Annotated in this window: 18 protein-coding genes and 1 riboswitch; of the genes, 8 read left to right on the plus strand and 10 right to left on the minus strand. The window is 70.0% G+C overall.

Going from position 1 to position 22401, the window contains the following annotated elements; translation table 11 throughout:
• Positions 1-106: 106 nt before the first annotated feature.
• Genes A4X17_RS15125 through A4X17_RS15135 form a run of 3 tightly spaced genes read right to left on the minus strand, consistent with a single transcriptional unit; the run spans position 107 to position 3266 of the window.
• Positions 107-1771 (minus strand): FAD-binding oxidoreductase, encoded by a 1665-nt coding sequence (locus tag A4X17_RS15125; protein ID WP_064296489.1) that lies wholly within the window; start codon positions 1769-1771, stop codon positions 107-109.
• On the minus strand, positions 1768-2472 hold the full coding sequence (locus tag A4X17_RS15130; protein WP_064296490.1) for a 1-acyl-sn-glycerol-3-phosphate acyltransferase: 705 nt from the start codon (positions 2470-2472) through the stop codon (positions 1768-1770). The genes A4X17_RS15125 and A4X17_RS15130 overlap by 4 nt, the downstream gene beginning before the upstream one ends.
• A complete protein-coding gene (locus A4X17_RS15135; protein ID WP_064296491.1) occupies positions 2469-3266 on the minus strand; it encodes an SDR family oxidoreductase in 798 nt (265 codons plus the stop codon). Before A4X17_RS15135 ends, A4X17_RS15130 begins: the two co-directional genes overlap by 4 nt.
• 79 nt (positions 3267-3345) lie before the next feature.
• Here A4X17_RS15135 and A4X17_RS15140 point away from each other — a divergent pair, with 79 nt between their 5' ends.
• From A4X17_RS15140 to A4X17_RS15150, 3 genes are read left to right on the plus strand one after another with little or no spacing between them, the layout of a single operon-like run.
• Positions 3346-4248: a hypothetical protein gene (locus tag A4X17_RS15140; protein ID WP_064296492.1), complete on the plus strand. Its 903-nt coding sequence runs from the start codon at positions 3346-3348 to the stop codon at positions 4246-4248.
• Entirely contained in the window at positions 4245-6671 is a 2427-nt protein-coding gene (locus tag A4X17_RS15145) for an SDR family oxidoreductase (RefSeq protein WP_082916211.1), read from the plus strand. Before A4X17_RS15140 ends, A4X17_RS15145 begins: the two co-directional genes overlap by 4 nt.
• On the plus strand, positions 6661-7455 hold the full coding sequence (locus A4X17_RS15150) for a hypothetical protein (RefSeq protein WP_056007527.1): 795 nt from the start codon (positions 6661-6663) through the stop codon (positions 7453-7455). The genes A4X17_RS15145 and A4X17_RS15150 overlap by 11 nt, the downstream gene beginning before the upstream one ends.
• Positions 7456-7526: 71 nt before the next feature.
• Here the strand turns inward: A4X17_RS15150 and A4X17_RS15155 are convergent, their stop codons facing one another.
• The 6 genes from A4X17_RS15155 to rsmI all read right to left on the minus strand — a co-directional run bounded on the left by A4X17_RS15155 (position 7527) and on the right by rsmI (position 13891).
• Positions 7527-8465 carry a 4-(cytidine 5'-diphospho)-2-C-methyl-D-erythritol kinase gene (locus A4X17_RS15155; RefSeq protein WP_064296493.1) on the minus strand — a complete coding sequence of 313 codons (939 nt, stop codon included), beginning with the start codon at positions 8463-8465 and terminating at the stop codon, positions 7527-7529.
• A 40-nt stretch (positions 8466-8505) separates the two neighbouring features.
• Positions 8506-9573 (minus strand): L-glyceraldehyde 3-phosphate reductase, encoded by a 1068-nt coding sequence (gene mgrA / locus A4X17_RS15160; protein WP_064296494.1) that lies wholly within the window; start codon positions 9571-9573, stop codon positions 8506-8508.
• A 9-nt stretch (positions 9574-9582) separates the two neighbouring features.
• Complete coding sequence (gene rsmA / locus A4X17_RS15165) at positions 9583-10434, minus strand: 16S rRNA (adenine(1518)-N(6)/adenine(1519)-N(6))-dimethyltransferase RsmA (RefSeq protein WP_064296495.1); 852 nt, start codon at positions 10432-10434, stop codon at positions 9583-9585.
• Between the two features lie 75 nt (positions 10435-10509).
• On the minus strand, positions 10510-11415 hold the full coding sequence (locus A4X17_RS15170) for a TatD family hydrolase (protein ID WP_064296496.1): 906 nt from the start codon (positions 11413-11415) through the stop codon (positions 10510-10512).
• A complete protein-coding gene (gene metG, locus A4X17_RS15175) occupies positions 11412-12992 on the minus strand; it encodes a methionine--tRNA ligase (RefSeq protein WP_064296497.1) in 1581 nt (526 codons plus the stop codon). Before metG ends, A4X17_RS15170 begins: the two co-directional genes overlap by 4 nt.
• 41 nt (positions 12993-13033) lie before the next feature.
• Positions 13034-13891 (minus strand): 16S rRNA (cytidine(1402)-2'-O)-methyltransferase, encoded by an 858-nt coding sequence (rsmI, locus tag A4X17_RS15180; protein WP_064296498.1) that lies wholly within the window; start codon positions 13889-13891, stop codon positions 13034-13036.
• Positions 13892-13995: 104 nt separating this feature from the next.
• Between rsmI and A4X17_RS15185 the strand changes: the two genes are divergently transcribed.
• Positions 13996-15522, plus strand: a complete 1527-nt coding sequence (locus A4X17_RS15185) for a dolichyl-phosphate-mannose--protein mannosyltransferase (protein WP_082916212.1) — start codon at positions 13996-13998, stop codon at positions 15520-15522.
• 13 nt (positions 15523-15535) lie between these two features.
• Entirely contained in the window at positions 15536-16555 is a 1020-nt protein-coding gene (locus A4X17_RS15190; protein WP_064296500.1) for a YeiH family protein, read from the plus strand.
• Between the two features lie 28 nt (positions 16556-16583).
• Here A4X17_RS15190 and A4X17_RS15195 read toward each other — a convergent pair whose 3' ends face one another.
• Positions 16584-16907 (minus strand): multidrug efflux SMR transporter, encoded by a 324-nt coding sequence (locus tag A4X17_RS15195; protein ID WP_064296586.1) that lies wholly within the window; start codon positions 16905-16907, stop codon positions 16584-16586.
• Between the two features lie 14 nt (positions 16908-16921).
• A riboswitch (guanidine-III (ykkC-III) riboswitch) is annotated at positions 16922-16985 on the minus strand.
• 108 nt (positions 16986-17093) lie between these two features.
• Between A4X17_RS15195 and A4X17_RS15200 the strand changes: the two genes are divergently transcribed.
• From A4X17_RS15200 to A4X17_RS15210, 3 genes are all read left to right on the plus strand, one after another.
• Positions 17094-18383 carry an O-acetylhomoserine aminocarboxypropyltransferase/cysteine synthase family protein gene (locus A4X17_RS15200; protein ID WP_064296501.1) on the plus strand — a complete coding sequence of 430 codons (1290 nt, stop codon included), beginning with the start codon at positions 17094-17096 and terminating at the stop codon, positions 18381-18383.
• Positions 18384-18387: 4 nt separating this feature from the next.
• Positions 18388-19026 carry a CoA-binding protein gene (locus tag A4X17_RS15205; protein WP_082916213.1) on the plus strand — a complete coding sequence of 213 codons (639 nt, stop codon included), beginning with the start codon at positions 18388-18390 and terminating at the stop codon, positions 19024-19026.
• 92 nt (positions 19027-19118) lie between these two features.
• A complete protein-coding gene (locus A4X17_RS15210) occupies positions 19119-22394 on the plus strand; it encodes a BTAD domain-containing putative transcriptional regulator (RefSeq protein WP_082916214.1) in 3276 nt (1091 codons plus the stop codon).
• Positions 22395-22401: the final 7 nt, after the last annotated feature.

The raw sequence follows: 22401 nt of genomic DNA on the forward strand, positions 1-22401 counted from the left end.
CGCCCTTCGACAGGCTCAGGGACCGGAGAAACGGCTCAGGGACCGGAGAAGCGACTCAGAAACCGGAGGAATCACTCAGGACCGGAGGACCACTCAGCGACCGGGCTCAGTCCGCGAGGATCTTGCCGGGGTTGAAGTTCGAGCCGGGGTCCGCGCTGTCGAAGAGGCCGCGCATGATCGCGACGCCCTCGGTCGAGATGTCCTGCTCCATCCACGGCGAGTGCTCGACGCCGACCGCGTGGTGGTGCGAGAGGGTGCCACCGTGGTCGACGAAGGACTGCTGGATCGCCGATTTGACCTGCTCATACTCGCCGATCGGGTCGTCGCCGGTGATGAACGCGAACGTGAAGTACAGGCACGCGCCGGAGTGGTACGAGTGCGAGAGGTGGCACATGATCCATCCGTGCACCCCGAGCTTGTCGTACGCGGCGTTGGCGGCGTCGTTCGCGGCGTCGTAGACCTCCTGCAGGCGCGACCAGGGCGCTGCGGTCTCCGAGACGTCCGCCGCGGCTCCGCGGTCGAGGAGGAAGTCGCGCAGGTACGGGGTGTCGAACTTCTTCTGGTCGTAGAGGGCGCCGGGGCCCTTGCCGACGCCGATGCCGCCGTGCTTCCGGACGATCGAGCCGACGAGGCCCTTCTCGTATCGCACGTGCGACGCGCTGCCCTCGTAGCCGATGAAGGAGAGGCACAGCTGCTCGAGGTCCCAACCCCTGGCCGTGAGCACCTTCATGAGCCCCTTGGTGACCTGCGCCGAGACGCCGGTGCTGGCCTTGCGGGTCGCGAGCGAGAAGCCGCTCTCCCGGGCGTTCGACACCCGGGTGACCGAGGGGCTGGCGTCGCTCTCCGCGATCTCGTGCATCGCCGCGAGCCCTGCCTCCCAGGTGGGGAAGAAGTAGCCGAGGACCTCGCGGACGGCCGGCGTCCGGTGGACCTGCACGGTGACCTCGGTGATGATGCCGAGTCGACCCTCGCTGCCGATGATCATCTCGCGGACGCTCGGTCCGGTCGACGCGCTCGGGACGGGGCGGATCGCCACGATGCCGTTCGGGCGCACCATCCGCAGACCCTTGGTGATGTCGGCGATGTCGCCGTACTTGTCGGACTGCATGCCCGAGGAGCGGGTCGCGACCCATCCGCCGAGCGTGGAGTGCGTGAAGCTGTCGGGGAAGTGGCCCATCGTCCAGCCCTTGGCGCCGAGCTGCTCCTCGATCGAGGGGCCCTGCGCACCGGCCTGGATGGTGGCGAGACCGGAGCCCTCGTCGATCGACAGGACGCGGTCGAGCCGACCGAGGTCGAGCGAGATGATGACCCGCTCCTCCGTCGGCTGGGGGTCGAGCGATCCGGCGATGTTGGTGCCACCGCCGAACGGGATGATCACGGCGTCTGCGGCGACGGCTGCAGCGACGACCGACGCGACCTCGGCCTCGTCAGCCGGGTACACGACGAGGTCGGGCGTGCGGGGCAGGTCGTTCGCGCGGATCCGCAGCAGGTCGCGGATGCTCTTGCCGTAGGTGTGGACGACGCGCTCCTGGTCGTCCGTGGTCACGTGACCCTGACCGACGAGCGTCGAGAGCTCGGCGATGAACTCCTCGGACGCGCGCGATGCGGGGACGGTGAGCTCGTCGAAGCTGAGGTGGGCCTGCGCCGGCTTCCGGAGGTCGAGACCGACGGCCTGCTTCACGAACGGCGCGAAGTCCGGCTTGTTGCTGTGCTCGAAGGCGACCCCTTCGACTCCCCAGCCCCACCACTTCATGTGCTCCACAGACGTCATCCGGCTTCCTTTCGTGGTGTGTCGATCGAAACGTGTGCTCCCGGCTCGACCGAGGCGCGCAGCGCGACGATCTCGGCGACGACGCGGTCCATGAGCTGGACGGGCGTCTCGTTCGGCTGCGGGTGGATCGGTTGCCCGAAGACGACGCGCACCGGCGGTCGTCCGGGGATGGGCCAGTTGCGACCCTTCGGCATGGCGGAGTGGGTGCCGAGGACGGCCACCGGGAGGCAGGGGATGCCCTGGCGGGTGGCGAGTGCCGCGGCACCGGGCTTGAACCGGCCGAGCTCGCCCGTCCGCGACCGGCCGCCCTCGGGGAAGATCAGGATCGGGACGCCGCTCTCGAGCAGCTGCCGAGACACGCCTGCACGCTTGCGGTCGCCCGAGCGGTCCACCGGGAAGGCGTTGAAGAAGAGCGCGGCGAAGATCCGACGGGCGGGGACGTCGAAGAAGTAGTCGGCCGCCACGCCGGCGGCGAGGTAGCGCGACAGCCGACGAGGCATGGCCCCGACGACGAGCGGTGCGTCGAGGTGCGACTGGTGGTTGGCGACGACGATGTACGGCCCGGTCACGCCCGACAGGCGCTCGCGACCCGTCACCGTCACGCGGGTCAGCGACCACACGAGGGGCTTCAGCAGCAGACGCTGGGCGACGAAGCGCGCGTTGGCGTGGAGGGAGGAGGTGAACCGCGGCTCTGCGGTCATCGGCGGGCTCCTGACTGGGCGGCGTTGGCGGCTCGACGGCTCGAGGACATCCGGCCGGAGATCCACCGGATGGACGCACGGGGCGCGAACTTGACGAGGGCCATGAGGGCTTTGAAGCGGAAGCTCGGGATGGAGACGACGACCCCCCTCCCGGCGTCGCGGAGGGCGTCGGCGACGAGCCGGTCCACATCGATCCACAGACCCGACGGGATCGAGCGGGTGCTGATGCCGGCCCGATCGTGGAACTCGGTGCGGACCCATCCGGGGCACAGGGCCGTCACGCGGACACCCGAGCCGGCGAGCTCGACGGCGAGCGCCTCGGTGTAGGTGGTGACGAACGCCTTCACCGCGGAGTAGCCGCCGGTGGTGATGTACCCCGCCGTGCTCGAGACGTTGATGATGGTGCCGCGTCCGCGTTCCCGCATGGCGCGGGCCGCGGCGCCCGAGAGGGTGGTGACGCTCCGGCACATGACCTCGATCGCGTTGTCGAGCTCGCTCGTGTCGGGATCGGTGAGGCGGGCGTGCACGCCGAACCCGGCGTTGTTCACGACGACCTCGATCGGCGACGCCTGGTCCTCGATCCGTGCGGCGAGTCTCGCGACGTCGGCACGGTCCGAGAGGTCGGCACTGATCACCTCGGCGGTGCGACCGGTCGCGCGCAGTCGCTCGGCCGATCGCTCGAGCCGCTCGACATCACGGGCGACGAGCACCAGGTCGAAGCCCCGTCCGGCGAGCGCCGTGGCGAACGCGGCACCGATGCCGGACGTCCCACCGGTGACGAGAGCTGTAGCCATGGGGATCAGAATACGCTACGCGTTGCGTATCGTTGCAAGCTACAGTGATGAGGTCGGATCGTCACGGAACGGAGACGCCATGGTGAACCGGGATTCGCCGCGCGGAACAGCACCCGCAGCCCTCGAGGACGCGGAGCAGGAGAGCGCCATGCTGCGGCCTGCCCACGGGTTCAGCGTCCGCGACTACGCGAAGTCCGCCGTCGGCAGTCGTCGCAAGGAGATCGACGCCGAGGCATTCGCCGAAACGCCGCTGAGTGCTGAGACGGTCGCGCTCCTCCGGGCCCTGTCGGACATCGAGCGCGCGACCATGCAGTACCTCCGCGGAGTGCTCGTCACCCCCACCCACAAGGACGCCCGGGTCACCGCGTTCCTCATCACCTGGGCGTACGAGAAGTACTGGATCACCGACACCCTCGACACCGTGCTCAAGGCGAACGGGACCCCGCGCGACAAGACGCGTTCAACGGGTCTCCGCCGCACCGTCCACGGCGTGCGCGACCGCTTCGCGCCCATCGGCCAGGCCCTCATCGCGAACGTGCTCGGCGAGGACATCATCGCCTGGCACATGACGATCGGGACGATCGACGACCTCATCACCCACGCGGCGTACCGCACGGTGCGCGAGCGCGAACCGCACCCCGTGCTCGACCGCCTCGTCGACGAGATCCTCGAGACGAAGGCCAGGCACCTCGAATTCTTCACCGCACAAGCGAGCGACCGCCTCGCCGCGTCGCCCCGTGCGCAGGGCATCACCCGTCGCCGCATCCGGAACGCCGTGTGGCCCACCGGCTCCGATGCGAACGGCCCCCGACAGACGGCACGGTTCGCCGCGCTCGTGTTCCGCAGTACCGCCACCTGGAGCGACCCCGCCGTCCTCGGCATCGACGCGTCGATCGACGCGCTGCCCGGTCAGTCGGGCCTCCATCTCGCCGCAAGACTTGCCCGCCGCGGACGCCGCGGCAGCCTCGAGGAGAACCGATGACCGACACCCCCACGCCAGACGCCGAGCAGCCCGACACGCAGGAGCCCGAGGCTCAGCAGCCCGAGGCTCAGCAGCCCGCCGCTGAGCAGCCCGCCACCGCCCCGAACGCCCTCGACGGCGCGCACGTGCTCGTCACCGGCGGAACCGGTTTCCTCGGTCAGGCGGTGCTCGAGCGCCTGCTCGCCGATCACCCGACCACCCGTGTCAGCCTGCTCATCCGGAAGAAGGGGTCGGTGCGCGGAAGCGACCGTCTCCAGACCCTGCTCCGCAAGCCGGTGTTCAAGGCCTGGCGCGAACGCGTCGGCGCCGAAGCCGCTGCGGCGATCGTGGCCGAACGCGTCAGCGTGATCGAGGGTGGCCTCGACGAGATGGCACTGCCGGCCGACCTCGACGTCGTCATCCACAGCGCGTCGACCGTCTCCTTCGACCCGCCGATCGACGAGGCCTTCGCCACGAACGTCGGCGGAGCGACCACGCTGTACGCGGCGCTCGCGAAGAGCGGCGCGACCCCGCACGTCGTCCACGTCTCCACCGCCTACGTCGGTGGCACCCGGAAGGGCATCCAGCCGGAACGCAGCCTCGCGCACGACGCCGACTGGCGCGTCGAGGCCGAGGCAGCCCGCTCGGCGCGCGTCCGCACCGAGGAGTCGTCCCGTCGTCCGGAGGTCCTGCGCAAGCTCATGCAGACCGCCCGCCGCGAGCACGGCAAGGCCGGCCCCCAGGCCGTCTCGAACGCCGCCGAGGCCGCACGCATCGCCTGGGTCGACGCCCGACTCGTCGCCCACGGCCGCGCACGCGCCGAGAGCCTCGGCTGGACCGACGTCTACACCTTCACGAAGGCCATGGCCGAGCGGGTCGCCGAAGAGCGCTGGGCCGGCGAGGGCAACCGACTGTCCGTCGTGCGCCCCTCGATCATCGAGAGCGCGCTCGCGCACCCCTTCCCCGGCTGGATCGACGGCTACAAGGTCGCCGACCCGCTGATCATCGCCTACGGCCGCGGGCAGCTGCCCGACTTCCCGGGCCTCCCCGACAGCGTGCTCGACATCATCCCCGTCGACTTCGTCGTCAACGCGATCCTCGCTGCTGCGCAGACCCCGCCGGAGCCGGCTGCGGCGCGCTACTTCCACGTGAGCTCAGGAGCCAGCAACCCGCTGCCGTTCCACAAGATGTACGCGAACGTGCACAGCTACTTCACCGAGCACCCGATCCCGGCCGACGCCGGCGACATCAGCGTGCCGACCTGGAACTTCCCCGGCGGGCGCGCCATCGAGCGCTCCATCGACCGGCGGCAGAAGGCGACGACGGCGGCCGGCCGGGTCGTCTCCCACCTGCCGGCGAACGCGACCACCCGCGGGTGGCAGGACCGGATCCGCAAGGCGTCGAGCGACCTCGGCTCACTCCGCGACTTCACCGGGCTCTACCGCTCCTACGTGCAGAGCGAGATCGTCTTCGACGACCAGCGCACCCGTGCTCTGCACGCCTCGCTGACGCCCGAGCAGCAGGCTGATCGCGGGTTCGACGTCACCACGATCGACTGGGACGACTACTTCCAGCGCATCCACTTCCCCGCCGTCACGACCCTGACCCGTGCCTTCGCCAACCGCAAGGCGGGCGCCGCAAAGCAGCAGAAGATCCTGCCCGTGCGCGACGACGTCCTCGCGGTGTTCGACCTCGAGGGCACGGTGCTCGCCTGGAACCTCATCGAGCAGTACCTCTGGCTGCGGCTCGCCGCGACCTCGCGGTCGCGCTGGCCCATCGAGATCGCTGCACTCGGCGCGTCCATGCCGGGGTACATCGGTGCTGAACTCCGCGACCGCGGCGAGTTCATCCGCACGTTCATGCGTCGCTACGAGGGCGTCGACGTGGCGCAGCTCGAGAAGATCGTCCGGGGCGGCTTCGGCAAGGCCGTCCGGTCCCGCCTCCTCCCCCAGGCGCTCGAGCAGATCGCCGCGCACCGGGCAGCCGGTCACCGGACGATCCTCGTCACCGGCACCATCGACCTCATGACGGCTCCGCTCGAGCCGTTCTTCGACGAGGTCGTGGCCGGGGCGATGCACGCTGAGAACGGACGCCTCACGGGCTACCTCGACAGCCCGCCGCTCGTCGACGAAGCGCGCGGCGCCTGGCTCACCCAGTACGCCGAGCAGCACGGCATGGACCTCGCGCACTCCTACGGCTACGGCGACTCCCATGCGGACGCCGCCTGGCTGCAGCTGGTCGGGAACCCGGTCGCCGTCAACCCCGACCACACCCTGTACAAGCTGGCGCAGGCCGGGCGGTGGACGGTGCGAGAATGGGCACGAACCACCGGAGGCGTCCGCTCCGAAGACGAACTGACCCGCGCACCGCGCCCCGCACAGCCGAGAGGAGAGCGGACGGCCGAGGACACGATCCCCGACCGCCCCACCGCACATGGCGTTTGACATCGACAAGTTCACCGAGACGAGTGTCTCGGTGAACTGGAGCGACCTCGACTTCGACGAGTTCAAGACGAACCCGCTCCCCGCTTCCACCCTGCGCAGCCTGCGCTACATGTGCGACATCGAGTACCACACGGTCTGCTACCTGCGCGACATGCTCATGACGCCGTCCCACGAGGACGACGAGGTCGGCGCGTTCATGACGATGTGGAACCGTGAGGAGTTCTGGCACGGGGAGGCGCTCGCCGCCGTCCTCGCCGCCCACGACATCACGGTCGACTTCGACGAGCTCAAGGCGACGCGCCTGAAGCTCGGCTGGAAGGACCGCCTCGACCCCATCAAGCAGTCGATCCTCGGCAACCTCGTGGGCACCGACTTCATCGCGGTGCACATGAGCTGGGGCGCGGCGAACGAGTGGTCCGCGACCGCCGCGTACACCCGCCTCGCACAGTTGGAGCGGCACCCGGTGCTCTCGGTCCTCCTCAAGCGGATCGCGAAGCAGGAGACCCGTCACGTGGCGTTCTACGCGAGCCAGGCCAGGGCACGCCTGGAGTCGTCGAAGAGCGCACGTCGACTCACCCGGTTCCTCCTCCGCAAGGTGTGGGGCCCCGTCGGTTCCGGCGTCATGCCCGACTCCGAGGTCACGCACGTCATGGGACACCTCTTCGGCGACGAGGACGGCCTGGCCGAGGTGCGCCGCATCGACGGGCACATCGCGAAGCTCCCCGGCATGGAGGGGCTCACGATCATCGAGAACTCGCTCCGCGTGCGCGGCGTCGCTGCCTGAACCGCACCACCTCGGACAGCAGCCCCGGTCGGATCTCCGACCGGGGCTGCTTCGTTCGTGCGGGCCGTGTCTCAGCTCTGCGAGACGATGCGGGCGCCGTGGACCGGTCCGTGGGCTCGGATGACCTTCAGCCCGGACGAGGCGAGCGTCACCTGCAGTTCGACGGCGTCGTCGGTGTCGGCCGCCAGGAAGGCGATCGTCGGCCCGGAGCCGGAGACGAGGCTGCCGAGGGCGCCCTGCGAGTCGCCGAACTCGAGCACCTCGCCCAGCACCGGGCGCAGCTGCAGCGCGGCGGCCTGCAGGTCGTTGTAGAGGACCTCGCCGAGGAGGTGGGCGTCGCCCGCCCGCAATGCCTGGAGCACCGCGGCGTCGACCGTCGGCTGACGACCGGACGGCGAGATGTCGAGGATGTGCCGCGCCCGGTGGGCGTCGAGCTCCTGGTAGACCTGCGGGGTCGACATCCCGAAGTCGGCGAGGGCGAGCACCCACTCGAACTGCCCCTTGGCCAACGCACTGCTCAGTTGGTCGCCGCGGCCGGTGCCGACCGCGGTGCCGCCGAGCAGCGCGAAGGGAACGTCCGCGCCGAGGCGCGCCGCCAGCGCCAGGAGGTCGTCGCGGCTGCGTTCGGTCCCCCAGAGGGCGTCACAGGCGAGCAGCGTGGCCGCCGCGTCGGCTGAGCCGCCGCCCATCCCGCCGGCGACCGGGACGTGCTTCTCGATCTCGAGCCGGACACCGCCGCGGTACCCCGTCCGGCGCGCGAGGGCCTTCGCGGCGCGGATGGCGAGGTTGCTCGTGTCGGTCGGCACACCCGAAACGTCCACCGAGCCGGAGAACGACACGCTGAAGTCGTCGGCCGGGTACGCGTGCACGTCCTCGTACAAGGAGATCGCCTGGTACGCGGTCGCGACGTCGTGGTAGCCGTCGTCCATCACTTCGCCGACTTTGAGGAAGACGTTGATCTTCCCCGGTGCTCGCACGTGGACGTGCTTGAGGATGGCCTCGGTGGTCATTGTTCCAAGTTAGTCGATCGAGCAGGCGCCTCAGACCGCGTCACTTGTCGGAGGAGTCCGCCCAGATGTTGACGTCGGCGCCCTCCGCGAGTCGGTCGATCTCCTCGAGCTCCTCGGTCGTGAACGCAGGGCCGTCGAGCGCCGCCAGGTTCTCGTCGAGCTGCTCGGGGCGGGAGGCACCGATGAGGGCGGAGGTGATCGCGGGGTTGTTCAGGACCCAGGCGAGCGACATCTGCGCGAGGGTCTGGCCACGCTCCACGGCGATGTCGTTGAGGGACCGGAGGCGGGTCGCCATCTCCTCGCTCACCTGGCGGTCGGGCAGGGAGGGACGGTTCGTCGCACGTTCGGCCGGGCCGTCGCCGAGGTACTTGTCGGTGAGCAGGCCCTGCGCGAGTGGCACGAAGGCGATCGCGCCGAGGCCGGTCTCGGTCAGCACCTCGGTGAGGCCGTCCTCGACCCAGCGGTTGAGGATCGAGTACGACGGCTGGTGGATCACGAGCGGCGTGCCGAGCTCGCGAGCGACGGCGTGCGCGGCGGCGGTCCGCTCGGCCGAGTACGAGGAGATGCCGACGTACAGGGCCTTGCCGGAGCGCACGATCGCGTCGAGCGCGCCCACGGTCTCCTCGATGGGCGTGACCTCGTCGACCCGGTGCGAGTAGAAGATGTCGACGTAGTCGAGACCCATCCGCTCGAGCGACTCGTCGAGGCTCGCGGTCAGGTACTTCTTCGAACCGAAGTTGCCGTACGGGCCTGGCCAGAAGTCGTAACCGGCCTTCGAGGAGATGATGAGCTCGTTGCGGTACGGACCGAAGTCCTCGCGCATCATGCGACCGAAGTTCGTCTCGGCGGAACCGTAGGGCGGGCCGTAGTTGTTCGCGAGGTCGAAGTGGGTGATGCCGTGGTCGAACGCGTGGCGCAGCAGCGCGCGCTGCCCGTCGAACGGCCGGTTGTCGCCGAAGTTGTACCAGAGGCCGAGCGAGATCGGCGGGAGGAAGAGGCCCGAGGTGCCGACCTGGCGGTAGTCGTTCCGCGCGTAGCGGTCGTCCGCCGCAGCGTACGGGCGGTGGATGTCGGGGACGTTCAGCGGGAATCGAGCATCAGCGGTCATGCGCCAACGTTATCGTCCCGCACGCACGATCGACAGGAAGTCGTGGACCGTGAGCTCCTCGCCGCGCGCCGTCGGCTTCACCCCGGCGGCCTCCATCTGCTCCGTCGCGGCCTGGGAGCTGCCGAGGACGCTCCCGAGTGCCTGCCGGAGCATCTTCCGACGCTGCTGGAACGCCGCGTCGATGAGCGCGAAGGTCTTGATGCGCTCCTCCTCGGTGCCGATGACGTCGCTTCGTCGCTCGAATCCGACGAGCACGGAGTCGACGTTCGGGATGGGCCAGAACACCTGCCGGCTCACCTGGCCGGCGATACGCCACGCGCCGTACCAGGCGGCCTTCGCGCTCGGGGCGCCGTAGACCTTGCTGCCAGGGACGGCGGCGAGTCGGTAGCCGACCTCGGCCTGCACCATGACGACACCGGCCGTCAGCGAGGTGAAGTGCTCCAGGAAGTGCAGGAGGACGGGCACGGAGATGTTGTACGGCAGGTTGGCGACGAGTCGGTTGGGCTGCGCCGGGAGTTCCTCGATGCGCATCGCGTCCTCGTGGACGACCGACAACCGGTCGATCATGCCCGGTGCCATCTCCCCCACGGTGAGCGGCAGCTGCTTGGCGAGCCGACCGTCGATCTCGACGGCGACGACGCTCGCGTCGGCCTCGAGCAGGCCGAGGGTCAACGAGCCGAGTCCAGGGCCGATCTCGACGACGACGTCGCCCGGAGCGACGTGCGCGACCGACACGATCTTGCGGACGGTGTTCGCGTCGATGACGAAGTTCTGACCGAGCTTCTTCGTCGGCGTCACGTCCAGCAGGGTGGCGAGATCTCGGATCTCGGCGGGGCCGAGCAGGGCGACGGAGGCGGTCATCCCTCCAGTATCCCTGATCGGGGAGCCGGTCCTCGTCGGGCGACGGGCGCGAGGCTCGGTGAGGAGCTCAGACGCTCAGTCGGCCCAGGAGCCGTAGACGCGCTCGGTGTTCGTCGCGAGCTGCGTCGCGAACGCTGCGACGTCCTCACCCAGGTGCTCGGCCATGCCGCGCACCGTGTACGGGAGGAGGTACGGCGCGTTCGGCCGACCGCGGAACGGGGCGGGCGTGAGGTAGGGCGCGTCGGTCTCGACCATGATCAGCTCGCGGGGCATGATCGCGAGCGCCTCACGCAGCGGTGCGGCGTTCTTGAACGTCACCGTACCGGCGAAGGAGGCGTACCAGCCGTGCTCGGCGCACAGCTCCGCGAGCTCCGGGCCGCCCGAGAAACAGTGGAAGACGGTGCGTTCCGGGGCGCCCACCCGCAGGAGCGTCTCGACGACCTGGTCGTGGGCGTCGCGATCGTGGATCTGCAGCGCGACACCGTGGCGCTTCGCGATGGCGATGTGCGCTTCGAACGACGCGAACTGCGCCGCTCGGCCGTCCTCCTCGGTGCGGAAGAAGTCGAGGCCGGTCTCGCCGACGGCGCGCACACGGGGCTCCGCCGCCAGACGGTCGATCTCGGCCAGCGCCTCGTCCAGGGTGCCCGCGCGGTCGAGGTCCGGCGCGTCGTTGGGATGGATCGCGACCGCCGCGAGCACACGGGGGTCACGAGCGGCGATCGCCGCCGACCAACGGGAGGTCTCGACGTCGGTGCCGACCTGCACGATGCCTTGGACCCCGACGGAGCCCGCGCGGTCCAAGTGCTCCGACGGGGTCAGCGGGGCGTCGCCGTCGGCGTGCTCGAGGTGCGTGTGGTTGTCGTAGACCGCGACCGGCAGCGCCTCAGGTGCCTCAGGGTAGCTCAGCTGCTTCCGCTCCCCCGCTTCGCGCTGCCGCAGGTGCGGTGTGGCGGCCGGATCCGGCGCGACGCCCCCGCTCATTCGGCGACGGCCTCGATCCGCGGGAACAGGGGCTCGAGCCCTGCCACCGAGGTGCCGGCGGGCAGCTGCCCCCAGGTGCCGACATCGCCGATGCGCTGTGCCCCGAGCTCGCCGAGGGCGGCTTCGGCGCCGAGGGCGGACCACAGCTTGGTGGTCGCCTTCGGGACGAAGGGGTGGAGCAGGACCGACAGGGCGCGCAGGCCCTCGACCGCCGTGGCGAGCACGGTGCCGAGCCGCTCCCGCTTGGCCTCGTCCTTCGCGAGCGCCCACGGCTCCTGCTCGGTGATGTAGCCGTTCAGCTCGTCGACGATCCGCCAGATGGCCGCGAGCGCGTCCTGGATGGCGAGGCGCTCGATCGCGGCGTCGGCGTCCGCAGCAGCCCGGGCGACCGTCTCCTGGATGGCCACGTCGGCCGGTTCGGCAGGACCGCTCGCCGGCACGACGCCCTCGAAGTACCGCGTCACCATGGCGAGCACGCGCGACGCGAGATTGCCGAAGCCGTTCGCGAGCTCCGCCTGGTACCGCGCGGAGAGGTCCTCCCAGCTGAACGAACCGTCCTGCCCGAAGGCGATGGCGCGCATGAAGTAGTAGCGGAACGCGTCGGAGCCGAAGGTGTCGGTGATCTCACTCGGTGCGATACCGGTGAGCTTCGACTTCGACATCTTCTCGCCGCCGACGAGCAGCCAGCCGTGACCGAAGACCCGCTTCGGGACCTCGAGCCCGGCGGCCATGAGCATCGCCGGCCAGATGACCGCGTGGAACCGCAGGATGTCCTTGCCGACGATCTGCGTGGCGGGCCAGCGCTCGGCGAACGCCTCCTCGTCGGAGCCGTACCCGGCGGCGGTGATGTAGTTGAGCAGGGCGTCGAACCACACGTAGACGACGTGGCTCTCGTCCCACGGGACCTTGATGCCCCAGTCGAAGGTCGAGCGGGAGATGGACAGGTCCTTGAGCCCCTGGCGCACGAACTGGATGACCTCGTTGCGCGCCGACTCCGGCTGCACGAACTCCGGTCGCTCCTCGTAGAGGGCCAGCAGGCGCTCGGCGAAGTCGCTCATGCGGAAGAAGTAGTTGCTCTCCTGGAGCAGTTCGACCGGCTTCGAGTGGATCGCGCACACGAGCTGCCCGACGTACTCGCCGGTGCCCTGCACGAGGTCGCTCTCCTGCTTGTACTCCTCACAGCCGACGCAGTAGTACCCCTCGAACTCACCGGTGTAGATGAAGCCGGCGTCGTACAGACGCTGGAGGAAGAGCTGGACGTTCTGCTCGTGCCGTTCGTCCGTCGTGCGGATGAAGTCGTCGTTCGAGATGTCGATCGTGTCGAGCAGCGGGTACCAGGACTCGCTGACGAGCTTGTCGGCCCACTCCTTCGGCGTCACGCCGTTCGCGGTCGCCGTGCGCAGGATCTTCTGGCCGTGCTCGTCGGTCCCGGTCAGGAACCAGGTGCGGTCGCCGGCCTGACGGTGCCAGCGCGCGAGGACGTCCGCGGCCACCTCCGTGTAGGCGTGCCCGATGTGCGGGGCGTCGTTGACGTAGAAGATGGGCGTGGTGATGTAGAACGAGGTGCCGTCGGCCATGGGGTCAATCCTAGGACGAGCGGGCGTCGCCACCGTGCCTGTTACGGTGCGGGACGCACCTTCGCGTCCGGCGACGCCTTCGGGGGCCGGGCTGCGAGAGCCGCCTGGTACAGGTCGCGCTTCGAGAGGCCGGTGGCCTCGGCGACCTCGTTGGAAGCGTCCTTCAGGCGCGTGCCCGAGGCCACGAGCGCGAGCACCTGCTCGAGCGCGGTGGCCGGATCGGCTTCGACGGCCTCCGCACCGGCGATGACGATGCAGATCTCGCCCTTCACACCGCCGGACGCCCATTCGGCCAGTTCAGCGGCCGTCCCCCGCTTGACCTCCTCGAACAGCTTGGTGAGCTCACGGCACACCGCCACGCGACGATCGGCTCCGAGCACGGAGGCGATGTCCTCGAGGGAGGATGCGAGTCGGTTGGGCGATTCGAAGAACACCATCGTGCGCGGCTCGGTCGCGAGCGCTCGGAGGCTGCTGCGTCGATCGCCCGGTTTCCGCGGGAGGAACCCCTCGAAGGTGAAGCGGTCCGTCGCGAGGCCGGACACGGCGAGCGCCGTCACGACCGCCGACGGCCCGGGGATCGCGGTGACCTGGACGTCTGCGGCCGCCGCCGCGTCGACGAGGTGGAAGCCGGGGTCGGACACGGTCGGCATGCCGGCGTCGCTGAGCACGAGGACGTCGGTCTCGCGGGCCAGTTCGACGATCTCGGCCGCACGTTCGCGCTCGTTGTGGTCGTGCATGGCGATGAGCCGCGGCCGCGATTCCACACCGAGGGCGCGCAGCAGGTGGATGGCCGTCCTGGTGTCCTCGGCGACGATGACCTCAGCCGCGGCCAGCGCCTCCCGGAGTCGTGGCGACGCATCGCCGAGGTTGCCGATGGGGGTCGCTCCGAGGATGATCACCGGACCAGTCTCCCATCCGGTCGGGGTGGTTAGATGAGACGGTGTCGGTCGATCTCGTGAAAGCCCCTGAGACGGGATGCCGCCTCGACCGATGGTGGGAGCGGATGCTCCGCACCGAACGCCGCAGGAAGCTCTGGATCTGGGGCGGCCCGGCCGCCGTGACGCTCCTCGCGTTCGTGCTGCGGTTCTGGAACCTCGGTCACCCGCACTCGCTCGTCTTCGACGAGACCTTCTACGTGAAGGACTCGTGGTCGCTGTGGCTGAACGGCTACGAGAGCACCTGGCCGGACGGGGCGGACGAGGGCTTCGCGAACGGCGACGCGGGCAGCCCGAGCACGAACCCCTCTTACGTCGTGCACCCACCGCTCGGCAAATGGCTGATCGCGCTCGGCATCGCCGTGTTCGGCATCGACGACAGCACCGGGTGGCGCATCTCCACCGTGATCGCCGGAACGCTCGCGGTCCTGCTCGTCACGCTCATCGCCAAGCGGTTGTTCACTTCCTCGGTCCTCGCCGTCCTGGCCGGGTTCCTGTTCGCGATCGACGGGCACGCGATCGTCATGGCCCGGGTCTCGCTGCTCGACAACTTCGTCATGTTCTTCGTGCTGGCGGGATTCGGCGCGATCCTGTTGGACCGGTCGTGGCACGCGTCACGCCTGACGGCGAAGGTCGCGTCAGCCCGGACGAGGGGCGCCGATCCGGCCTGGGGTCCCGTCCTCTGGTGGCGGCCGTGGCTGCTCGCCGCAGGGGTCGCGTTCGGCGCGGCCACCGCGGTCAAATGGAACGGACTGTACTTCCTCGCCGCGTTCGGGGTGTACGTGATCGTCACGGATCTCCTGCTCCGACGCCGACTGGGCCTCAGCCTGTGGGCGAGCGCGGCGGTCCTCAAACAGGGCCCCGTGTCCTTCGTGACCCTCGTCCCCGTGGCCGCCCTCGTGTACCTCGCCAGCTGGACCGGGTGGATCAGGACGTCTGGCGGGTACGACCGTCAGTGGGCGGACGCGGTGGGCAACGCCTGGACCGGCACCTTCGCGTGGGTCCCCCACTGGTTCCAGAGCCTCCTCCACTACCACCAGAGCGCCTACAGCTTCCACGTCGGCCTCAGCACCCCGCACCCCTACGCCGCGAACCCGCTCGGCTGGCTGCTCATGATCCGGCCGACGAGCATGTACTATCAGTCCCCCGCCACCGGGACCGACGGCTGCGCGTGGGACGCCTGCTCCTCCGCGATCACCTCGATCGGCAACCCGCTCATCTGGTGGGGCGCCGCCGTCGCGCTCGGGTACTGCGTCTACCGGCTCGTCCGGTACCGCGAGTGGCAGGTCGGGCTCATCGTCCTCGGAGTCGCAGCGGGGTACCTGCCCTGGCTGCTCTACCTGAACCGGACGGTGTTCCAGTTCTACACGATCGTCTTCGAGCCGTACCTCATCCTGGCCCTCGTCTTCGCGATCGGGAAGATCCTCGGGTCCCGCGACGACCCGGAGGAACGACGGTTCGCCGGCGTCGGCGTCATCGGGGTGTTCGTGACCATCACGACGCTGTTGAGCATCTTCTGGTATCCGCTCTGGACCGCGATCACCGTGCCCTACTGGTTCTGGCACCTGCACGCCTGGTTGCCGTCATGGGTGTGACGGGAGGACGACGATGAAGGCGCTCCCCGGGGTGCTCGTCGCCGGTGCAGCGGCGCTCGCCGCCCTGGGCCTCCACACCCTCCTGCCGGTCGTCCCGCTGCTCACCGCGAGCGTCCTGCTCGGCATGGTCATGGGCCAGCTGCCGCCGTTCCAGCGGCTCGCGGCGGGCGTCCTGAAGCCGGGACTCGGGATGAGCGCGAAACGGTTCATGCGGATCGGCGTCGTCCTGTTAGGGCTGAAGCTGAGCCTCGTCGACATCGCCGGCCTGGGGTGGGTCACGCTCGCCACCACGGTGGCGATCGTCGTCGTCACCTTCTTCGTCACCCTGTGGCTCGGCCGGAGACTGGGGCTCACGGGACCCGAACCGCTCCTCATCGCCACGGGCTTCTCCATCTGCGGCGCCTCCGCCATCGGCGCGATGAGCGGCGTCGTGAAGGCGAAGGACGAGGAACAGGCGACGCCCGTCGCGCTCGTCACGCTCTGCGGGACCCTCGCGATCTTCGTCCTCCCGGCGCTCCGCGGCCCCCTCGGGCTCAGTGACGAGCAGTTCGGCCACTGGGTGGGGGCGAGTGTGCACGACGTGGGTCAGGTCGTCGCGACCGCCCAGATCGCCGGCACGAGCGCACTCGCGATCGCCGTCGTCGTCAAGCTCACCCGGGTCGTACTCCTCGCCCCCATGGTCGCCGCCGCCGCGACGATCGAACGCCGCCGACTCCTGGCGGTGTCGGCCGGCGCCGGTGCGCAGGTCGACACCGACGGAACCGCGACCGCAGCCCGACCGCCGATCGTCCCGCTGTTCGTCGCGGGCTTCATCGCCGCGGTCCTCGTCCGCACCCTGCTCCCGGCGCCCGAGCTCGTCCTCGATGTCGCCGACGGCGTGCAGACCGCACTGCTCGCGATGGCGCTCTTCGCACTCGGTGCCGCGATCCGCGTCCGCACACTCGTCACCACCGGGTGGCGCGCGCTCGTCGTCGGGCTCGTCTCCTGGCTCCTCATCGCGGTGCTCGCGCTCGGAGCGGTGCACCTGGCCTGAGGCAGGCGTGCGTGTCCGACCAGCGTGACTACTGCTCGCCGCCCACGATCTTCAGGCCGATGACGCAGCCGATGAGCCCGAGGATGAGGAGCACCTTGACCACCGACAGCTGCTCGCCACCGAAGGTCATGGCGTACCCGACGGTGAGCGCTGCGCCGATCCCGACCCAGACCGCGTAGGCGGTGCCCACCGGGATGTCGCGCATGGCCCAGGCGAGGCCGGCCATGCTGAGCACGAGCGCCCCCGCGAACGTCACGGTCGGCCAGAGCTTCGTGAAGCCCTCGGACTTGCCGAGCGCGGTGGCCCAGACGGCTTCCAGGACGCCGGACGCGATGAGTACGATCCACGACATGACGATCACTCCCAAGTGGTCAGTCTTGTCGCGTTCCGGGTACTGCGCCCTCGTCCGGCAGCCCGATCAGGGCTGTGCTCCACACGATACGCCGACGCCCTGGGCAGGCCCTGTGCAGTGCGGTCGAATGCGACGCAATGTTGCAGCACGGTGAAGCGCTCGACGGTGCTCCGGTAGCGTGAACGCATGGCAGATCGTGAGTATGGCTTCCGCACGCGTGCGATCCACGCGGGCAACATCCCCGACCAGGTGACCGGCGCACGGGCGCTGCCCATCTACCAGTCGAGCGCCTTCGTCTTCGACGACACCGCCGACGCCGCCGCCCGCTTCGCCCTGCAGAAGTACGGGAACATCTACTCCCGCCTCGCCAACCCGACGGTCGCGAGCTTCGAGGAGCGCATCGCCAGCCTCGAGGGCGGCCTCGGTGCCGTCGCGACCGCCTCCGGTCTCGCCGCGCAGTACATCACCTTCGCCTCGCTGGCCGGACAGGGCGACCACATCGTCGCCTCGGCCAACCTCTACGGCGGCTCGATCACGCAGCTCGACGTCACCCTCCGCCGGTTCGGTATCGAGACCACCTTCGTGCAGTCCTCCGACGCCGCCGACTACGCCGCCGCCATCCAGGAGAACACGAAGCTCGTCTTCGCCGAGACGGTCGCGAACCCCTCGGGCGAGATCGCCGACATCGAGGGCCTCGCCGACGTGGCGCACGCACACGGCATTCCGCTGATCATCGACTCGACCATCGCGACGCCCTACCTCAACCGCCCGATCGAGTGGGGTGCCGACATCGTCACGCACTCGGCCACCAAGTTCCTCGGCGGCCACGGCACGACCCTCGGTGGCGTCGTCGTCGAGAGCGGGCGCTTCGATTGGAACACCGACAAGTTCCCCCTGTTCGGCCAGCCCGTCCCGAGCTACGGCGGCCTGCAGTGGTCGGGCAACTTCGGCGAGTACGCCTTCCTCACCCGGCTGCGCGCCGAGCAGCTCCGCGACATCGGTCCGGCGCTCGCACCGCACTCGGCCTTCCTCCTCGCCCAGGGGGTCGAGACGCTGCCGTTCCGGATCCAGGCCCACGTCGACAACGCGCGGATCGTCGCCGAGTGGCTCGACGCCGACCCGCGCATCGCCGCCGTCAACTGGGCCGGGCTCCCGGCTCACCCGCACCACGAGCGTGCGGACAAGTACCTGCCGAAGGGGCCGGGCTCGGTCTTCAGCTTCGAGGTGAAGGGTGGCCGTCAGGTCGGCCAGAAGCTCATCGAGTCCGTCGACCTCGCGAGCCACCTGGCGAACATCGGCGACGCGAAGACGCTCATCATCCACCCCGCATCGACGACACACGCGCAGCTGTCCGACCAGCAACTCGTCGACGCCGGTGTGCTGCCGGGCATCGTCCGACTGAGCGTCGGCATCGAGGACCCTGACGACATCATCTACGACCTCGACCAGGCGCTCGCAGCCGCGGTGAAGGAGTAGTGGCATGAGCACTTCAACAGGCTCAGTGACCGGTGTGGACACGACCGTGACCGGTGAGGACACGACCGTGACCGACCAGGACGCGACCGAGACGGTCCGGCTCACCAACGGCCTCACCTGCTCGCTGCCCGCCGATTCGCCGCTCGCGAAGCTGCTGCGTTCGCAGCGCACCTGGGCGGGCCCCGACGCGAAGGCCCGCCTGAGGCTCCTCCGCGAGGCGAAGTCCGTCGCGATCGTCGGCGCCTCCCCGAACACGGCGCGTTCCTCGTACTTCGTGGGCACCTACCTGCAGCAGTCGAGCGACTTCAGGATCTACTTCGTGAACCCGAACGCCACGGAGATCCTCGGACAGCCCGCCTACCCCGACCTCGCCTCCCTGCCGGAGGTACCCGACATCGTCGACGTCTTCCGCAAGGCGAGTGACATCCCCCAGGTCATCGACGAGGTCGTCGCCGTCGGAGCTCCGACCGTCTGGGTGCAACTCGGCATCTGGAACCAGGAGGCCGCCGAGTACGGCGAGTCGAAGGGCCTGAACGTCGTGATGGACCGCTGCATCAAGGTGGAGCACGCCCGGTTCCACGGCGGCCTCCACCTGCTCGGCTTCGACACCGGCCAGATCACCGCCCGCAAGACCCTGCGCTGACGCCTCGGTTCCCTGAACTCGTCGGCAGGTCGCACTCCGACAGGCTCAGTGACCGGGACGGTACGGGATACGGCCCTGGATACACTCGTGACGTGCCTGCGTCGAAGCTCCGAGTGACCGTCCTGGGGCCGGTGCTCGTCGAGGGACGCACCGGTCGGCTCGTCGAACCCGGCGGCCGGCTCGCCAAAGCGCTGGTGACGATCCTGGTGCTCGCGGACGGGCGCGCCGTGTCGACGGCCGCCCTCATCGACGAGCTGTGGGACGACGCACCGCCCGCGGGTGCGAAAGCTGCACTGCAGACCCTGGTCTCACGGGTGCGCGCCGTGTCGGCACCCGACCTCATCGACTCCTCGGCCGCCGGCTATCGACTGTCGATCGACCAGTCCTTGGTCGACCTCCACGCCGCCGCGCGGGCGGCCGATGCGGCGTCGACGGCCATCCGCGCCGCAGACCCGGACACCGCCGACATGCTCGCCCGGGACGCGCTCCTCCTCTGGACGGGTGATCCCGGCGCTGAACTGGACGGTCCGATCGGCGAGGAGCTGGCGCACCGCGCGGCGCGACTCCGCGACGAGCTGCGTCGGGTGCGTGCTCAGAGCCGCCTCGAGCTCGGCGACGGCGCGGCCGTGATCACCGATCTCGAGGCGCTCGTCGCCGCCGACCCCCTCGACGACGCCACCCAGCTGATGCTCTTCAACGCCTACGCGCAGAGCGGACGTCGCTCCGACGCGATGCAGCTCTTCGCCGATCACCGTCACCGGCTCCGCGACGAACTCGGTGCCGACCCGACGTCGGCACTGGTCGCGGCGCACACGGCACTCCTGCAGGACGCCGTCGAGGCGTCTCCGCCGGTGGCTACTCCGGTGACCACCGGGGTCTCCAGCATGGTGCTCGGGCTCCGGACGGCGCCGAACGAACTCCTCGGTCGCGACACCGACCTCGACGCGATCGGCAGGCTCGTGTCCGAGGTCCGCCTGACCACGATCCTCGGCCCCGGTGGCCTCGGGAAGACCCGACTCGCCCAGGAGGTCGCCCGACGTGCCACCACGACCACACCCGGTGTCGTCGTGGTGGAACTGGCGAGCGTGCGGGACCCGGACGATCTGCCACTCGCGGTCGCGACCGCACTCGGCATCCGCGAGGCTCCGACCCCGCGTCGGCTGAGCGAAGCGATCATGGTGCAGCCGGTCGAACTGCGCGAGCGCATCATCGACCGTCTCTCGGAACGGCCGACGCTGCTCGTGATGGACAACTGCGAGCACCTCGTGGACGCGGCGGCACGTTGGATCGCCGATGCGCTGGCCTGGGCCGGCGACCTCCGCGTCCTCGCGACGAGTCGGAGCCCGTTGTCGATCGCCGCCGAGCACGTCTACCAGCTCGACCCGCTGGACGCCGCCGTGGACGGCACCGACCTCGAACACGCGGGCCCGGCGGTGCGGCTGTTCGTCGAGCGTGCCCGCGCCGCCCGTCCAGGTCTCCATGTGCCACTCGACGTCGCGGCGCGTCTCTGCGCGAAACTCGACGGGCTCCCGCTGGCGATCGAACTCGCGGCGGCGCGCACCAGATCCATGTCGGTCGAGGAGATCGAGCGACGACTCGGGAACCGCTTCACCCTGCTGACCGCCGGTGATCGCAGTGCTCCTGAGCGCCACCGCACCCTCCTCGCCGTCATCGACTGGAGTTGGAACCTCCTGGGCGAGCACGAACGTGTCGTCCTCCGTCGCATGTCCAGATTTCCCGACGGCTTCGATCTGGAGGCGACTGCAGCGCTCGCCCCCGAGGTCGAAGTCGTGGAGGCGCTCGACGCGCTCGTCGGCCAGTCGTTGCTCACCGTGCAGGACGACCCGGCCACCGGGACCGTCCGGTTCCGGATGCTGGAGACGGTCCGCGAGTTCGGCGCGATCAAGTCCGCCGAGGCGCACGAGGACGACCTCGTACTCGACCGCACGCGGACATGGGCGGTCGCACTCGCGGAGACGCTCCTCCCCGCCATGCAAGGCCCTCGACAGGTGGCGGCGTTCGCGCGCCTCGCCGTCGAACAGGACACCCTGGTGGACGTGCTCCGCGGGGCCGTCGCCGAGGATCGCGCCGATGTCGTCGCCCCGGTCTTCGCAGCACTCGCCCTCTTCTGGACGATCCGCAGCGCGCATCAGGAGGTCCTGGTCTTCGGCGCGGCCGTCCTCGACGTGCTCCGCCACCAGGACCCGGAGTCGGTGTCGACCGACACCCCCGCCATCGCCGTCGCCATCATCACCGTGACGTTCCTCGCCACCGATCCCCGCACGTCCGCGCGGGCGATCGGCGTCCTCCGCCGACTCGAACGGGCGCGGACGACACAGGCCCCACGGATGCGCGCGATGGTCAGCCTGTTGCTGGTCGCGGGTCGCCCCGAACGCGCGGAGGCCCTCCTCCGCGGGTACTCCCGGTCGACCGACCCGCACGTCGCGAACCTCGGAAACCTCATGTCGGCACAGGCGGCGGAGAACGACGGCGACCCCCGCGCCGCCGAAGCGGCCGCCCTGCGCGCGAACGACCTCTCGCTCACGCTCGGAGATGTCTGGGGCGCCGCCATGAGTGCGCACATGCTCGCCCAACTGCACAGCCAGAACGACGAGCCGGAGGAGGCGCTCGTCTGGGCGGCCCGCGCTGCCGAGGGGCTGACCGCGATCGGTGCCGAGGCGGACCTCCGTCAACTCGAGTGGCTGATCGCGATCGGCGACATCGCCCGTGGTGACCACGCCGCCGCCGCCACCGTGCTCGACCGGTTCCTCTCGGACGACGTCTCGTTCTCCGCGTTCGCCCCGCTCCCCGAACGCCGGTCGATCGGCTGGGCCGGTCTCGCCGAGATCGCGCGGGCCCAGGGCGACGCCGCACGGGGAGCCGAGCTCTACGGGAAGGCGCTCGTCGCGTTCGCTCCGGGTGAGTCGCGACGATCGCCGTGGTTCACCCTCGTCGGCTCCGCCGCGATCGCCGCCGCCGTGCTGGACGGCGTCCCGGATGCCACCGAGGTCCAGCGTCTCGTGCGGCGGGTCCGCACCCGCACCCTCGCGCTGGGACGCCTCCTCCCGAACCGGTTCGACCGACCGGTGCTCGGTTCCACCGTCGTCGCCCTCGGCGCCTGGTACGTCCGCTCGGACGACGACGAAGTGCGATTGATCGGCGCCGAGCTCGTCGCGCTCGCCAGTGCGCTCGCCTCCCGTCAGGACATCCCATCGCTCGTCCGCACACCACACGAGGCAGCAGCGGCGGCGCGCCTCACAGCGACCGAGCGCGACCGCCTCGCCGAGCGGACCCTCCCCCTGCAGGCGCACGAGAGCGCCGCCAGAGCGTTCGAACTGCTCGGCAGTCCTGCCCTGGCGGCGCGCTGATCGGTCG

This window comes from Plantibacter sp. H53 (assembly GCF_001650455.1).
Classification (GTDB): domain Bacteria; phylum Actinomycetota; class Actinomycetes; order Actinomycetales; family Microbacteriaceae; genus Plantibacter; species Plantibacter flavus_A.